Source organism: Erwinia sp. L03-1 (genome assembly GCF_058686115.1).
In genome coordinates this window covers 4,742,120-4,757,554 of record NZ_CM178762.1, presented here as the reverse complement: position 1 = coordinate 4,757,554, position 15,435 = coordinate 4,742,120, and the positions used below count along the sequence as shown (strand labels likewise).

Sequence of the window (15,435 nt, the reverse complement as noted above, 5' to 3'; positions counted from 1 at the left end):
AGGGAGGGAGGCGCGGTTTACTTCTCCTGTGGGAAGAGCAGATTCAGAATAATGGCGGTGATGCCCCCTGCCGCGATGCCGGAGGAGAGCAGCGTTTTCAGCCAGTCCGGGGCAAACTGCAGGATCAGAGGCTGCTGGGATACGCCCAGACCGACCGCCAGAGAGAGGGCCATTATCATAATTGCCCGACGGTTGAGCGGCTCGCGCGAGACGATACGCACGCCCGAGGCGGCGATGGTGCCGAACATGACAATCGTCGCGCCGCCCAGCACCGGTTCAGGGATATGCTGGACAAATCCGCTCACCGCCGGGAACAGGCCTAGCACAATCAGCAACAGGGCGACCACAAAACCCACGTAGCGGCTGGCGACGCCGGTCAGCTGGATAACGCCATTGTTCTGACCAAAGCAGGAGTTGGGAAAAGTATTAAACAGCGCCGAGACACAGGAGTTCAGGCCGTTAGCCAGCACGCCTCCCTTCAGGCGTTTCATATACAGCGGCCCGCTGACCGGCTGCTCCGAGACATCGGAGGTTGCCGTGATATCGCCGATGGTTTCCAGTGAGGTCACCATAAAGACCAGCATAAGGGGGATGAGCAGATTCCAGTCGATGCCCAGGCCATAATATAACGGCGTAGGGACAGCGATTAAGGGTGAGGCGGAGGCGGTGGTAAACGACGGCAGCATGCCCAGCATCCAGGCCAGAAGGTAACCGACCGCCATAGCAATCACCAGCGACGCCACGCGCAGCCACGGATTGCGCTGGCGGTTTAACAAAATAATCACCGCCAGCACCGCGCCCGCCAGCAGCAGGTTTTTCGGCGCGCCGAAGGTATGATTACTGATGGCGGTAAAGCCGCCGCCGATGGAAGTCAGACCCACCTGGATCAGCGACAGGCCAATAATCATCACCACAATCCCTGAAACAAGCGGGGTGATAATACGGCGTGCCAGATGGAGCACGCGGGAAAGCAGCATCTCGGTACAGGAGGCCAGCATCAGGGTGCCGAACAGCGCCGCCATCATGGTTGGCACATCCGCACCGCCACTCTTCAGCGCGGTTCCTCCCATGATCAGCGGCGTCACGAAATTAAAGCTGGTGCCCTGAATCGACAGCAGTCCTGAACCGACAGGCCCCCAGGTCTTAATTTGCAGAATCGAGGCCACCCCGGAGGCAAACAGCGACATGCTGATAATGTGCTGCGTATCCTGCGCGGGCAGGCCAAGCGCCTGGCAAATCAGCAGGGCGGGCGTGATGACCGCCACAAACATCGCCAGCAGATGCTGACAGGCCGCAAACAGCGTTTGCGGCAGCGGCGGTCGATCGTCCAGACGATAGAGCAGTTCGCTTTTTGCCGCAGCAGCATGCTGACGGCCGGATGCGGCATCGGGGATATTGACGGACATTCTCACGGTTCCCTGGTGAACAAAGTGGCGATTTTAATCTTATACAGGGTAAAAGCAAACGTTTGCCGTGAGAGTTAGCGTCAGCGCACCGGCGTTCTGCGCAGCCTGGCGCACCACTCACTGACTTTCAGGGATTCAAACAGAATGTAGCTTACGCAGGCCACTAAAAAGGAGTTTAAGGTCGGTGCTCCCCACTGAACGCTCAACCCGACATAGCTCCCGGCAAGGCTGGCACACCGACAGCCCGGTACCCAGCACGCCAAGACCGAGGGTGACGGCCGAATAACTGAGCTTTTTACCGGTAGTGCTTTCCACCGCATTGACAATACCGAGCGCTGAGGAGTAGAGGTTGAGATCGTTGACCCTCAGCGTGGAGCAAATCAGGGCCAGCAGGCCGAGGCTGCCCGTAGAGAGGGTGATGATTGACATGATGTCGCCGGTGTTCAGCTTGCGGGCAATAAAAATGGCCAGGCCGTTGATAATGAATTCACCCAGAATAATCGTCGCGAGGGTGATCATCAGCACGTGTCGGCCATTTTTGGAATAGCGCGTCAGGTCAGGTGTCATCAGGCTGGCGAGAATAGCGCCGCCCACCACCAGTGTGATACCCGCATTGATCGAGAGCATCTCCTTACTCTGCCCGGACATTACCGGCGGGCTGGCGTGATCGGAGATAAGCGTATGCCAGGAGATCCAGGCAATGAGCGCGATAAAAACCGGCACGGCAAAACGCGCGGTAAATCGCAGGGCCCGAAACCCGAAGGCCACGATGAGGGTCAGCGTCAGGCCGGAAAGGGTGGCTGCCAGTGAAAAACTCAGCTTTCCCTCCGTCGCCGCACTCAGAGAACGGGCGAAGAGGGAATTCTGTATACCAAACCATCCCAACAGGCTGATGGCCACCACCACCCCGATCAGCGCCGATCCGCTTTTGCCGAAGCCACACCAGCGTCCAGGCAAACTCCCTTACAGGCCCTCTTTCATGCCAATGTAGCCAAAGCCAAAGGTGATTAAACCAAAGATCAGGCTTCCGAGGATAATCGCCGTAAAGGCATCCCCGAGGGGCATACTGTCGCCTAACACGGCACCAGCATAAACTGGTCAAGTGCGGTCAGCATGCCCATATGTACGATGGCAACGCTAAGGAGAGAAACGCGACTCGTCGCCGGTACGCGGCTAAGAGGAAAATCGTCAATTTTCATAATAGAAAATCCTTTTTAAATGAAGTGGATCCCTTTTTGGATCAGGCGACCTGGGATGTAGTTTCCGAGATGAGTATTTTCACAGAATTCTTCAAACTGCCGGAGCGAATGAACGCCTGCTTTTTGATATATGCTGTAAATTCTGTTTTCGACGGTTTTAACACTCAGTGAATAGATATTTGCCATCTCTTTCGCGGGTGTCAGATTATCCAGCGGTCGTGCATTCCAGACGGTGCCAATACATTGGGCGTCACGGTTAAAAAAGGGAAATTTCTCACTGATATAGGGCGTCAGATAATCCAGACCATTCCAGTAGTGCGTCTCAATAACACTGACGCGCTCAAGGGATTCCTCCGTCCGCCGATCGTGTTCCTGTAAATCTTCAGCACATTATTCCCATCGCTGGAAGACGCCATAGCATGGTCCCTTTCAGGAAAATATTTTCTGCAAATAATAACGCGTATGTTTACCTAAATAGCCGTCCATGCTGCCATATACCTGGTAGCCCAGCTTTTCGTAGAATCCTCTGGCCTGAAAACCGAACGTATCGACATAGGCCATCTTGCATCCCCGTGCTTTAGCGATCTCTTCCGCTTTTAGCATCAGCGCCCTGCCCTGATTATTCCCTCTCTGTGCTTCACTGATCCACAGATACTGGATCTCCAGGCCTTCCCACCACGTCTTCGCCACCAGTCCTCCGTGGATCTGATTATCCTCACTGCGGAGCGTTACCAGCAGTGGCTCAATATCGACCGCGTCGAACTGGCTGTTATGCTGCCAGAGATGGCTGATGACGTATTCCTGATCCTCAGCAGAAGGGGTAGAGGTTGTGACGATTTTCATTGTTGCTCCCTGAATTCGAAAATGATTGCCCTGCACAGCCGCGAATTTTGTGCAGAAAATTCATAAATTTTCAAGGGGGATTATTACTGTTTCACGCCTGAAAAATCGCCGCTATTATCCGGCAGATACAAAAACATCAGTGATTTCAATATTTTTATAGGCATTTTGCCAACATCAGGGATATTAAATATTTAAGCCAGGGGTAACGTTGGCTCTGTCAGAAGGTTTATGGCCGGACGGCGGCGGAGGGGTGAGACGCAGGGTCAAAGGGCGTCTGGATAAGATTAGCGGTGTTCCGGCGGATTTCAGGCGAAGGATAGCGGCTCAGGCGTTGGTATAACGCTGCGTTTCCGGCAGCCAGCGCTCAATAAGCGCCGTTGCCTGTTGCGGATAGTGCTGGTGGATATGTCTGGCGACGCGCTGCACCTCTGGGATCATCGCCTGGTCGCGCAGCAGGTCGGCGACTTTAAATTCGGCGTTACCGGTTTGACGCGTGCCCAACAGTTCGCCCGGCCCGCGAATTTCCAGGTCGCACTGGGCAATGACGAAACCGTCATTACTGTCGCGTAAAACCTGCAGGCGTTTCTGCGCGGTTTTACTTAGCGGCGCCTTATAAAGCAGGACGCAGTGAGAGGCTACCGATCCGCGTCCCACACGTCCGCGTAGCTGATGCAGCTGCGCCAGTCCCAGCCGCTCGGGGTTTTCAATAATCATCAGGCTGGCATTTGGCACATCCACGCCAACCTCGATAACCGTAGTGGCGATAAGCAGATGCGTGGTGCCTTCCTTGAAGGCCTGCATTACGGCCTGCTTCTCCCCGGGCTTCATCCTGCCGTGTACCTGCCCAATCTGTAATTCCGGTAGCGCCAGCTTCAGCTCTTCCCAGGTGGCTTCTGCCGCCTGAGCCTCTAGCTGATCGGACTCCTCAATCAGGGTACACACCCAGTAGGCCTGTCGGCCTTCATCGGTACAGGCGCTTTTCACCCGCGAGATAATCTCAGTCCGACGCGTATCCGGAATAGCGACCGTCGTGACCGGCGTTCTGCCCGGTGGAAGCTCATCGATGGTCGAGGTGTCCAGATCGGCATAGGCGGTCATTGCCAGCGTACGCGGGATAGGCGTAGCGGTCATAATCAGCTGATGAGGATGGAAACCCTGCTCCTCGCCTTTTTCCCATAGCGCCAGCCTCTGATGAACGCCGAAGCGGTGCTGTTCATCAATAATCACCAGTGCCAGCCCGTTGAACTGCACCTGCTCCTGGAAAATGGCGTGCGTACCGACGATCATCGAAACCTGGCCGGCAGCAATGGCATCCTGTTGAGCCAGCCGCGCTTTGCCCTTTTGCTTACCGGCCAGCCAGCCCACTTCAATCCCCAGTGGCGCAAACCACTGGCGGAAGTTATTGGCGTGCTGTTCGGCCAGCAGCTCGGTCGGCGCCATCAGGGCGACCTGCTTGCCCCAGGCGATCACGTTAAGCGCGGTCAGGGCGGCAACCAGCGTTTTCCCTGAGCCAACATCCCCCTGCACCAGACGCATCATCGGATAGTCGTGGGCCAGGTCATGCTCAATTTCCTGGACGACGCGAACCTGTGCGGCGGTCGGTTTAAACGGCAGGGCCGCCAGCAGCTTACTGCTCAGATCGTGCCGGGGAGTCATCGGTAATGCATGATAGCGCTGGGCACCGGCGCGAACGGCCAGCATGCTGAGGTTGTGCGCCAGCAGCTCTTCCATAATCAGACGGCGCTGCGCAGGGTGCCGGCCATGTTCCAGGTCAACCAGCGCCATATCCGGCGGCGGGCGGTGCAGCATACGCAATGCGGCGGGCAGACCGATCATCCCCTGACTCAGCTCGGGGGGCAGCAGTTCAGCAATGGCGCAGGTATCCAACAGCTCCAGCGCCTGGTCAGTAAGGTTGCGCAGCGTGGCCTGGCGTACGCCTTCCGTCGTGGAGTAAACCGGGGTGAGGGTTTCCTGCAGCGCAACCGTGGTGTTCTCGCCCTGGACCCGGTATTCCGGGTGGATAATTTCCGCGCCGCGCTGGCCGCGCTTGATCTCACCGTAAGCGGTGACGCGCCTGCCGGGCGACATGCTGTTTTTCATTCCGGCATTGAAGTTGAAAAAACGCAGGGTGAGGATGCCCGTGCCGTCGCTTATCTGGCAGGTCAGCATCCTTCGGCGGCCAAAGGAGATATCGCAGTTAAGCACCTCACCTTCTACCGTGGCGTAAATATTGGGGAGCAGGTCATTGATGGCATAAAGTTGCGTACGATCTTCATAGCGTAGCGGCAGATGAAGCAGCAAATCCTGCACGGTAACCAGCCCCAGCTTTGCCAGCTTTCCCGCCTGGCTTGCGCCAACGCCTGCGAGGGTGCTTAGCGGGACGGTATCCAGCAGGCGACCATTCATTTTTTTCGACCTGATGACTGCATCGTTGCCCACCATTGAGCATCGGCTACCACCTCGCCCCGATCGTTGATCTGCGGGTAGGGCAAACCTTTGTGCTTAGCGACCCGGGCCAGTACGGGATAACCGCCTTCAAACAGCAGGCGCTGCTGCTCGCTGAACGGCAGGGTGCTGGCCTGGCGCTGATACATACCGGCGTTCTGACGCTGGCGCTGTGCTTCATAGAGGATAAGTGCAGAGGCCACGGAAACGTTAAGGGACTGCACCATGCCAACCATTGGGATAATGATCTCCTGGTCAGCCAGTTCCAGCGCCTGACGGGTAATACCGGTTTTTTCCTGGCCCATCAAAATGCAGGTTGGTCGGGTGTAATCGATTTCGCGAAAGTCGACGGCCTTATCAGACAGATGGGTCGCCAGGATCTGCATATCCTGACTTTTAAGATGGCAAACCGCGTCCGCGATGGTAGGGTGCGTTTTCACCTGCACCCAGCTGTTGCTGCCTGCCGCAGAGGAGACCATGGTTCGCATGCGGCTGCCCGGCCATACGGCATGAACCTCATGCACGCCCACCGCGTCCGCCGTGCGGATCACCGCAGAGACGTTATGAGGCTTATGGACCTGCTCCATGCAGACGGTCAGGTCATGTTGGCGTGCGGCCAACATCTCCAGAATACGGGCGTAGCGTTGAGCATTCATGCGCTAGTTCCGGTTACGGTGAACTTTAATCACATCCGGCATTACGCGGATTTTGCGCATAATATTTGCCAGATGAACGCGATCCCGGGCCGTCAGACGGATAAAGGCGCTGTAGACCCGACCATCTTTCTCTTCCGTATTCATGCTCTGGATATTGGAGCCTGCGGTATTAATGGCGGCGGTCAGGTTGGCAAGCGCCCCCTGATGATTGAACATTTCCACCTTAATTTCGGCCATAAACTCATGATCGGTCGTGACTTTGTCCCACTCAACCGCCATATATTTCTCGGGCTCTTTTTGATAGCCACGGATATTACGACAGGACTCATGGTGCACCACCAGGCCTTTACCCGGACTGACGTGGGCCACGATCGGATCGCCAGGAATAGGGCGGCAGCACTTGGCAAAGGTAATCAGCACGCCATCCGCGCCCTTAATGGGCAGCTTGTTGCGGGAGCTGGAGGAAGTGCGCTGACTGGCCGGCAGTGGATTGTCACTCTGCTGAAGATTTTTCGCCACCACCACGCTCATGGCGTTACCCAGACCAATCTCTGCCAGCAGATCGTCCAGGGTGGCCAGCTTCATACGTTCCAGCTCGTGCTCCAGGTTGCCAGGCGGGATTTCAGCCAGCTTGCGGCTTCCGCCCAGTGCGTGATTAAGCAGACGACGCCCCAGGCTGACCGAATCATCACGCTTGAGGTTTTTCAGCAGCTGACGGATTTTCGCCCGCGCTTTCGAGCTGACGACAAAATTCAGCCAGGCAGCATTCGGGCGGGCACCCGGCGCGGTAATAATTTCGACGGTCTGACCGCTGCTCAGTGGCTGTGATAGCGGATAAGGCTGGCGATCGACGCGTGTGCCGACGCAGGCATGGCCGATATCGGTATGCACGGCATAGGCAAAATCCACCGGCGTGGCACCGGCTGGCAGTTCAACAATGCGGCCTTCCGGCGTGAATACGTATATTTCGTCCGGGAACAGGTCAGATTTGACGCTTTCAATAAATTCAAAGGAGCTTCCGGCACTCTGCTGAAGCTCCAGCAGGCTCTGTAACCAGCGCTGAGCGCGGATCTGTGCCGTGGTGCTGCTTTCGCCCTGCTCTTTATAAGCCCAGTGAGCTGCGACACCCATCTCTGCCATCTGATCCATATCTTCCGTGCGGATCTGCACCTCTACCGGCACGCCGTGCGGCCCGATCATTGAGGTGTGCAGCGACTGGTATCCGTTCGCCTTGGGGATAGCGATATAATCCTTCACCCGGCCCGGGCGGGGCTTATACAGGCTGTGCATCTGACCAAGAACCCGATAGCAGGTATCCACATCACTGACGATCACCCGGAAGGCATAAATATCCATGATCGAGTGGAAACGCTGCTCTTTGAGGTGCATCTTGCAGTAGATGGAGTAAAGGTGCTTCTCCCTGCCGCTGACGCGACAGGGGACCCCGGCTTCCTGCAGACGGCCGTCAATTTCCGAAAGGATTTTTTGAATCATCTCCTTACGGTTACCGCGAGCGGCTTTGACCACTTCTTTAATCACGCGATAGCGGTTAGGGTAGAGCGCTTCAAAACCCAGCTCTTCAAGCTCGGTTTTCAGGTGGTGGATACCCAGGCGGTGGGCCAGCGGGCTGTAAATTTCCAGCGTTTCGCGGGCTATGCGCCGGCGTTTATCCGGGCGCAGCGAGCCGAGGGTGCGCATATTATGCGTACGGTCAGCCAGCTTGATCAGGATGACGCGAATATCCTGCACCATCGCCATAATCATCTTGCGAAAGTTTTCGGCCTGGGCCTCTTTCTTATCGCGAAATTTCAGCTTGTCGAGTTTCGACACCCCCTCTACCAGTTCGGCAACGCTTTTACCAAACAGCTGTTCCATATCCTGGTAGGTGGCGGGCGTGTCTTCGATCACATCGTGAAGAAGCGCGGCCATAAGCGTTTCATGGTCGAGCTTCATTTCAGCAAGGATGCAGGCTACGGCAACCGGATGGGTGATATAAGGCTCACCGCTGGAGCGAGACTGTCCCTCGTGGGCATCACGTGCGACAAGGTAGGCTTGCTTGAGGCGCTTAATCTGGTCCTCAGGCAAGTATTTTTCAATCAGCTGATTGAGACTTTCAAACAGGTACAAGGGCGGCCTTCAGGCTGGTAATTAACGACGACCTTCAGCGATAGCAGTAACAGCCTGCAGCTCAGCGGCTTCCTGATCCTGCTGTTCCTGACGATCGCGCACGTCCAGAATCTGGTTGGTGATCAGGCCTTCTTCGATTTCACGCAGGGCGATAACGGTAGACTTATCGTTTTCTTCAGGAACCAGTGGATCTTTACCACCTACCTGCATCTGACGCGCACGGCGTGCAGCGACCAGAACGAGGTCAAAACGGTTACCAATTTTTTCTACTGCGTCCTGTACGGTTACGCGTGCCATAATTGTGATACTCCACGGGAGAAGAAATGACTGGGCATCATACTGAGTTGTCCTCAGTCTGCCAATAGTTTGCTGATTAACGCGTCATGTCGGGATTTTTGACGTCCCATACGCAGTCGCTCAGCGCGAATGATGGTTTTCAGGTCGGATAAAGCCAGATCGAAATCATCATTAACAATAAGGTAATCGTACTCCGCAAAATGGCTCATCTCAGCCACGGCCTGCGCCATACGGCGGCTGATAACCTCTTCGCTATCCTGACCGCGTCCGCGCAGCCGGCGGTCCAGTTCATCCTTTGACGGCGGCAGCACAAAAATTGTGCGGGCCTGGGGCATTTTCTCACGAATCTGCTGCGCACCCTGCCAGTCAATATCAAGGAAAACGTCCACGCCGGTGGATAACACCTGCTCGATGGCCTTGCGCGACGTGCCGTAATAGTTCCCAAACACTTCAGCATGCTCAAGGAAGGCGCCTTCCTGAATCATACTGCGGAATTCGTCATGCGAGATGAAATAGTAATGTTCACCGTGGTGCTCACCGGGACGCTCTCCCCGCGTAGTATGGGAGACAGAAACCTGAGTGTCATACAGCGGCTGCGTTTTTAGCAGAGCATGAATGAGACTGGATTTACCCGCGCCGCTGGGAGCAGAAACAATAAAAAGAGTGCCTTGAGCCATGATTATCTTTGATATGCCAATAAAGCGGAGTCTACTTCCTGCACAGTATACACGGCTGGGGCACTTGATGCAGCGTTTCAGGCGTACCGCCGTGCTTTTTCTCTATAAATGGATAGCCGTTCGCGGCGTGGCGGTAATTTTTCATCCCTGATGAAATATTTCTGGTACTGCTGTCCACTCCTTCTCCTTTCCCGTTGTCAGGCCGTTTATCCTGATTTTTAATCCGCACAGAACAATAAAGGAGAGGTCAGGATGCGGATCTTATTACTGTTGCTGGCACTATGCTGTTCGACTCTTCAGGCCCAGTGCCCGGTGTGGGCACCCGTCCGCGCGGCGAGCGAAATGACTGCGTTAGAAAAGCAGCTGAGCGAATGGGACGATGCCTATTACCGAAAGGGGGTCAGCGCCGTCGGGGATGAACGCTACGATGCACTGCTCCAGACCTATCAGGCCTGGCAGCGCTGCTTTGTCCCGCAGAGCGATCTCCGCCAGCCCCAGCTGGCGCAGGGCGGTAAAATGCTCCATCCCGTTGCGCATGCGGGCGTCCGTAAACTGGCTGATAAGCAGGCAGTGGCACGCTGGATGGTGGGGAAAACCGACCTCTGGGTGCAGCCTAAAGTGGATGGTGTGGCGGTGACCCTTCACTACCATCAGGGCAGGCTTGTAAGATTAATTAGCCGGGGAGATGGCCTGCGCGGCGAAAACTGGACGGCGAAAGCCGCGCTGATCCCTGCTATTCCACAGCGTATACCTGATTTTTCAGGCTCGCTTACGCTACAGGGTGAACTATTCCTGTTGATGAACGGTCATCAACAGGCCGGGCAGGGGGGAGTCAATGCGCGCGCCCTCGTAGCAGGAGCAATGCGTCGAACCAGCGCGTCAGAGGTGCTTAGCAGGGTGGGGGTATTTATCTGGGGCTGGCCTGATGGCCCCGCCACCATGCAGGAGAGAGTAGCGAAACTGAGCGAGGCCGGTTTTACGCTGGCGGCCAGCTGGAGCCAGCCGGTCAGTAATGCCGGTGACGTTGAGGGCTGGCGTACGCGCTGGTTTTCTCAGCCACTGCCTTTTGTCACCGATGGCGTGGTCGTCCACAGCCCGCCCGCTGCCGGGCAATATTGGCTCCCCGGCAACGGTGACTGGGCGGTTGCATGGAAGTACGATCCCGTACGGGTCACGACCGGTGTGAAATCCGTTGATTTTACGATTGGGCGAACCGGGAAAATCAGCGTAGTGCTCAATCTGGATCCTGTTGTGCTGGACGATAAACAGGTTCGCCGCGTCACTCTGGGATCGCTTAAACAGTGGCAGTCCGCGGATATCGTGCCGGGCGATCGGGTTTCAATCAGCCTGGCGGGCCAGGGTATTCCACGTCTGGATGACGTCGTATGGCGCGTGAGTCAGCGCGATCCCCCTGCGACCCCAGACCCGGAAAGCTACCATTCCCTTAGCTGTTTCATGCTAACCCCTGCCTGCCGCGAGCAATTTCTTGCCCGACTGGTCTGGCTGAGTAGCCGCAATGGACTTGATATGCAGGGCATAAACCGTAGTAGCTGGCAGAAATTGATGCAGGCAGGTCACCCGGAGCATCTCTTCTCATGGCTGTTGCTGACGCCAGAGCAGCTAAGTGAGATAAAAGGGATTACTCAGCCACGGGCCCGTCAACTCTACTACCAGTTCACGTTGAGTAAGCGGATGCCCTTTAAGCGATGGGTGAGGGCGCTGGGCGTACCTGTTCCAGAAAGGGCGCTGAACGCCATGGAGGACGACAGCTGGCAGACCATACTGGCGCGGGGCGAATCAGCATGGCAGCAGCTACCGGGAGTGGGACAGACGCTCGCGCGTCAGATTATGGCCTTTTTAACCGCGCCACAGGTGCAGCCACTGATCGCCTTTTTAGAGCAGAATATTCCGGCACGGATCAGTGCTCCGCATCATGGTAGTTAAAGACGGGTAGGCCGAGCTTAAAGCGCAGCGCCAGCAGGCGGGCAATAAAGCCAAACAATAGGGTAACGGTGATGGTCGTTTCGTGTGACAGGGGCGTCTTCAACAACAGGATATAGAGCCAGCCTGATGCAAAGGCGATACCGGCGTAAAGCTCTTTCTGAAACACCAGGGGGATGCGGTTGCAAAACATATCGCGCAGCACGCCGCCAAACACTCCGGTAACAACGGCACATATTGCGGCAATAATTGGCGCATGGCCCATATCTAAGGCCACTTTGGCTCCGATAATGGAAAATACCACCAGGCCGAGCGCATCCAGCACCAGGAAAACCTTGCGCAGGTGGGGCATCAGGTGGGCAAGCTGGGTAGTCACTACCGCTGCGGCAGCGACAATAATGATATATTCAGGATGTTTTACCCAGCCAAGCGGATAGTGCCCCAGCAGCATATCCCTGACGGAGCCGCCGCCAATGGCGGTAACCGAGGCGATAATAATCACGCCGAACATATCCATCTGACGACGGCCTGCCGCCAGCGCGCCGGTCATCGCTTCTGCCGTAATGCCGATGATATAGAGAACAGTAAGTAACATAGCCAGCTCCTGAATAACCGGCAGCAAGCATGAAGGATCGGCAGTAGTTTGACGACTGGAATTTTAAAAATATTACGTGGATCTTGCGGCTTTCTGATTACAGGGGAGCGGAAGATTTTGATATCCGCGTAAATTTGCTGGCTGGGGTCACTCGCAAAGTCGCAACATATAAAACATGCGCTGGTGGAAGCCCCGCCAGCGCATGTTAACGGCATAGTGCATCAATCTCTACGAGATAAAACCGTGCCGACCCGCCGAATCAGTTTTTCTTCACGAACTCTGATTTAAGCTTCATCGGACCAAAACCATCGATCTTGCAGTCGATATTATGATCGCCTTCTACCAGACGGATGCTTTTGACCCGGGTGCCGATTTTTAGCGGCGTCGAGCTGCCTTTAACCTTCAGGTCTTTGATCACGGTAACGCTATCGCCATCGGCAAGCAGATTGCCGTTAGCGTCTTTAACGATCAGTGTGTCTTCAACCGCCGCTTCTGCGGTTTCAGACCAGACGTGCCCGCACTCCGGGCAGTTGAGCATGGCGCCATCCTGCCAGGTGTATTCTGACTGGCACTTAGGGCAGGGAGGAAGAGTTTGCATGGTGAGCCTCAAAGTAATCCATAAAAAAACAGGGGGCATTTTAGCCGGAAGGCGGCGGTAAGCCTACAATAAAAATCCGGGGGGCTTATGAAGCTGGCTCGGGTGCTTTAAGATTATTGTCGTAATCCACAGGGGGATCTATGCAGAAGCTGAATATTTATGATGCAAAGACACATCTGTCCAGGCTGGTAGCGGATGTTGCAGCCACGTCGTGACAGCCTCCTGAGTATTTTGCTACTTCCGCATAGCTGGTGAAAGCCGTGGAGGAAGGGATGATGCTGTCTTTACGCGAGGGCGGCAAACCTAATCGGAGGCGACTTTTATAATATCACCATTATGGTCTAAGCGATAATTATCACCATCGTACACGGTGAACATTAAGCCCAGATTTCTGCTTTTATCTACAGAAAACACAGCATCCTTTTCGATGCAATTTACTTTTGTCTTCATATCATCAAAACAAAGTCTGTCATATTTCCCTTCTTCTTTATAACCATCGCCAAAATCCCAAAAAATAACAGTAAAATATCCAGAGGATGATGGTTTAGGGATGTCATATTTTTCTTTCAGTATTTCTTTATTTTTTAGCCACCAGTTTATTTTCCCCTTATCTGTCAGCGGGAGACTTCTGACTAAAACATAGCTATGATTACCGTTGTCATGAACCGCAACAACTTCTACCGGGCGCAGTGATAGCCAAAGCCAGTAACCCAGCAGAACACAGCCAGTCAGGAAAAGCAGAATCAAGATTTTTTTATTTTTTACTGTCATTGCGACCTCCAGTGATTTCTACGGTGGTTTCCATGTTGGTCAAAAAAGGCTTAAAACCAAACTGATTGTATCGCTGGAGCACAAACCAGATACGGAAGAAATGGAACTGGCTAAATTTTGTTTTCAGAATATCATCATTATCCAGACCAAAGTGATCCTGGACCTTGTAATGGACTACTGCCTGAAAACGGTCATTATCAACATGCAGTGATTTCATGGTGATATGTGTTGCCCAGGTATCATGAACGGTGATACCCATACCGTTAAAGTTATCCTGGAAGCGATCAAATTTTGGGAGTTTCCCTTCGAGAATGTTTTTTCGTAATTCATCCTTATAATTTTTCGGGTATTTCTTGTGTTCCCATATTATGTATTTTTTAAGCGTATCCCTTATTCGTAAAACCGTACTATTTTTTGTTGAATCATTAAGAATATGATCCTTTAAAGCTCTGTCCAAAGACACATCACGAAAGGGCATACCGTTACCGTTCTGCATGTGAGTGATCATCTTTTCGATCAGGTGACTGTAAGGCCCATAAAGAGAAAATTTGCGAGATAACTGTCGGAACTCATCAAACAGGATTATGGCACACTGCTGGCGGGTAATCTTTTCACCCTGGTTACGCAGATTACAGCAGAACATGGACTGAGGACGATCCATTGAAGAACGCCGGGTCAGGGTGTAGGGGTCAACCCGGTCAGAGATGTAATCCAGTCGGTAATGGGATTTTAACTGTGCTTCGGTCAGATCGCCGCAGCGCATATCACTGGCGCTGTAGTCGTCCATCCACTTTTGGGTTTTGAACAGGGTGCTGGGAAACTGTAATGCGGCCATTAGTTTACATTCCTTGTGTGATCATCCGTGGTGGTCTTCACAGGGAATAATACGCGGTGAAAGGTCAGAGTGTAAATGTTGTCCTTTTGCATAGGTGGCCTGCGTCTGGAACTCAATAGTTCCGATCCGCATATCGGTACGCTGCGAAACCTGCCGGGAGGAATTGTTGATAGCGTTGCTGGTCATGGAGGCAACCGGATTGCTGGCCGCTGCCTGTAACTGCACCTGACCGCCATATGTCATATCCTGTGCTGGTGAGGGAATTAAATATGGTATCGCCTGCGCCGTCCCACAGCAGGGGATCCAGCAACCCTTTAATTTCGCCTTTCAGGTAATCAAGCACTTGCAGCGGATCGGTGAACAACATCACGAACGCATCCCACAGCGCCAGCCTGCCCGGCGTTCATCAAAATACTGGCGGCGGTTATAGATACCTTCCACGCCCTTGATACGGTGATTCAGGCAGCGTTCGGTAACAATCGTATCAACGCAAAGTGCCGCTAAATGGGTACGGCCAGTGCGTCAGCTTTGCGTTGATGTAGCACCCTGTTTTCACGCTGATGCTGTAGGGCGTTCGTTCCATGCGTCATGCGCCAATAAATTACCGTCCTTGTATAGATGGGTTATTTTCTCGTAGTTCAGCGCAACTTCTTCCATATGGCCGGTGCCAGTGCATCCTCTGGTATCGTGCATTATAGGACTGACTGAAATCACCTTCACACTTTCCAGTGTTATCCGGTAATACTCCACCTCCTGCCCTGCGTCATTGATGTTATAAAACCTGAATTCAGCGGTTTTTAGTGTCTGACCCGTGGCGGCGGCTTTGAACAAATACGGGGAAGAACTATCAAGTTCTTTCGAAAACAGGAAAGGGGAGTGCTGACGTGTGCCGGTGACTTTGCCCGTCATTGGGTCTGTGGGGATGGACAGGCAGTGGTGTAAACCGCGTAACTCAATGCTCCCTTCTCTATCCCTGACATCACAGGAACCGCTGATAGTTGAACCGCCGTCATCGGTTAAAAATAAATGTACTGGTACAGCCATT

At 54.1% G+C, this 15,435-nt stretch carries 14 protein-coding genes and 2 pseudogenes; 1 reads left to right on the top strand and 15 read right to left on the bottom strand.

The features are described 5' to 3' along the window. Positions 1-17: 17 nt before the first annotated feature. The 9 genes and pseudogenes from AC4PCC_RS21815 to gmk form a co-directional block, all read right to left on the bottom strand. The gene (locus AC4PCC_RS21815; RefSeq protein ID WP_067709223.1) at positions 18-1,406 is read right to left on the bottom strand and encodes a nucleobase:cation symporter-2 family protein; all 1,389 of its coding nucleotides are present in this window, start codon (positions 1,404-1,406) and stop codon (positions 18-20) included. Positions 1,407-1,486: 80 nt separating this feature from the next. Further along, positions 1,487-2,608, bottom strand: a pseudogene (locus AC4PCC_RS21810) (cytosine permease). Positions 2,609-2,620: 12 nt separating this feature from the next. Then, positions 2,621-2,992 (bottom strand): annotated as a pseudogene (locus tag AC4PCC_RS21805) (helix-turn-helix transcriptional regulator); the annotation flags it as partial. Positions 2,993-3,034: 42 nt separating this feature from the next. Next, positions 3,035-3,448, bottom strand: a complete 414-nt coding sequence (locus tag AC4PCC_RS21800; protein ID WP_067709229.1) for a GNAT family N-acetyltransferase — start codon at positions 3,446-3,448, stop codon at positions 3,035-3,037. Between the two features lie 324 nt (positions 3,449-3,772). Then, positions 3,773-5,854, bottom strand: coding sequence for an ATP-dependent DNA helicase RecG (recG, locus tag AC4PCC_RS21795; protein WP_492125922.1), 2,082 nt, complete (start codon positions 5,852-5,854; stop codon positions 3,773-3,775). Further along, entirely contained in the window at positions 5,851-6,549 is a 699-nt protein-coding gene (gene trmH / locus AC4PCC_RS21790) for a tRNA (guanosine(18)-2'-O)-methyltransferase TrmH (protein WP_492125921.1), read from the bottom strand. Before trmH ends, recG begins: the two co-directional genes overlap by 4 nt. Before the next feature lie 3 nt (positions 6,550-6,552). Then, a complete protein-coding gene (gene spoT / locus AC4PCC_RS21785) occupies positions 6,553-8,676 on the bottom strand; it encodes a bifunctional GTP diphosphokinase/guanosine-3',5'-bis pyrophosphate 3'-pyrophosphohydrolase (RefSeq protein ID WP_492125920.1) in 2,124 nt (707 codons plus the stop codon). A gap of 21 nt (positions 8,677-8,697) precedes the next feature. Then, positions 8,698-8,973 carry a DNA-directed RNA polymerase subunit omega gene (rpoZ, locus tag AC4PCC_RS21780; RefSeq protein WP_067709239.1) on the bottom strand — a complete coding sequence of 92 codons (276 nt, stop codon included), beginning with the start codon at positions 8,971-8,973 and terminating at the stop codon, positions 8,698-8,700. 53 nt (positions 8,974-9,026) lie between these two features. After that, positions 9,027-9,650: a guanylate kinase gene (gene gmk, locus AC4PCC_RS21775; RefSeq protein ID WP_067709241.1), complete on the bottom strand. Its 624-nt coding sequence runs from the start codon at positions 9,648-9,650 to the stop codon at positions 9,027-9,029. 252 nt (positions 9,651-9,902) lie between these two features. On the opposite strand from gmk, the gene ligB reads away from it, so the two are divergent. After that, positions 9,903-11,594, top strand: coding sequence for an NAD-dependent DNA ligase LigB (gene ligB, locus AC4PCC_RS21770; protein ID WP_492125919.1), 1,692 nt, complete (start codon positions 9,903-9,905; stop codon positions 11,592-11,594). Here ligB and AC4PCC_RS21765 read toward each other — a convergent pair. The 6 genes from AC4PCC_RS21765 to AC4PCC_RS21740 form a co-directional block, all read right to left on the bottom strand. Then, positions 11,569-12,186, bottom strand: a complete 618-nt coding sequence (locus tag AC4PCC_RS21765; RefSeq protein WP_067709245.1) for a trimeric intracellular cation channel family protein — start codon at positions 12,184-12,186, stop codon at positions 11,569-11,571. The genes ligB and AC4PCC_RS21765 overlap by 26 nt on opposite strands. Positions 12,187-12,445: 259 nt before the next feature. Next, positions 12,446-12,784 (bottom strand): zinc ribbon domain-containing protein YjdM, encoded by a 339-nt coding sequence (locus tag AC4PCC_RS21760; RefSeq protein WP_067709247.1) that lies wholly within the window; start codon positions 12,782-12,784, stop codon positions 12,446-12,448. 303 nt (positions 12,785-13,087) lie between these two features. Next, entirely contained in the window at positions 13,088-13,555 is a 468-nt protein-coding gene (locus tag AC4PCC_RS21755; protein ID WP_492125918.1) for a DUF943 family protein, read from the bottom strand. After that, on the bottom strand, positions 13,539-14,390 hold the full coding sequence (locus AC4PCC_RS21750) for a YPO3983 family protein (protein WP_492125917.1): 852 nt from the start codon (positions 14,388-14,390) through the stop codon (positions 13,539-13,541). The genes AC4PCC_RS21755 and AC4PCC_RS21750 overlap by 17 nt, the downstream gene beginning before the upstream one ends. A gap of 21 nt (positions 14,391-14,411) precedes the next feature. Beyond that, the gene (locus AC4PCC_RS21745) at positions 14,412-14,633 is read right to left on the bottom strand and encodes a hypothetical protein (RefSeq protein WP_492125916.1); all 222 of its coding nucleotides are present in this window, start codon (positions 14,631-14,633) and stop codon (positions 14,412-14,414) included. 309 nt (positions 14,634-14,942) lie between these two features. Beyond that, entirely contained in the window at positions 14,943-15,434 is a 492-nt protein-coding gene (locus AC4PCC_RS21740; RefSeq protein WP_492125915.1) for an Hcp family type VI secretion system effector, read from the bottom strand. Position 15,435 lies beyond the last annotated feature (1 nt).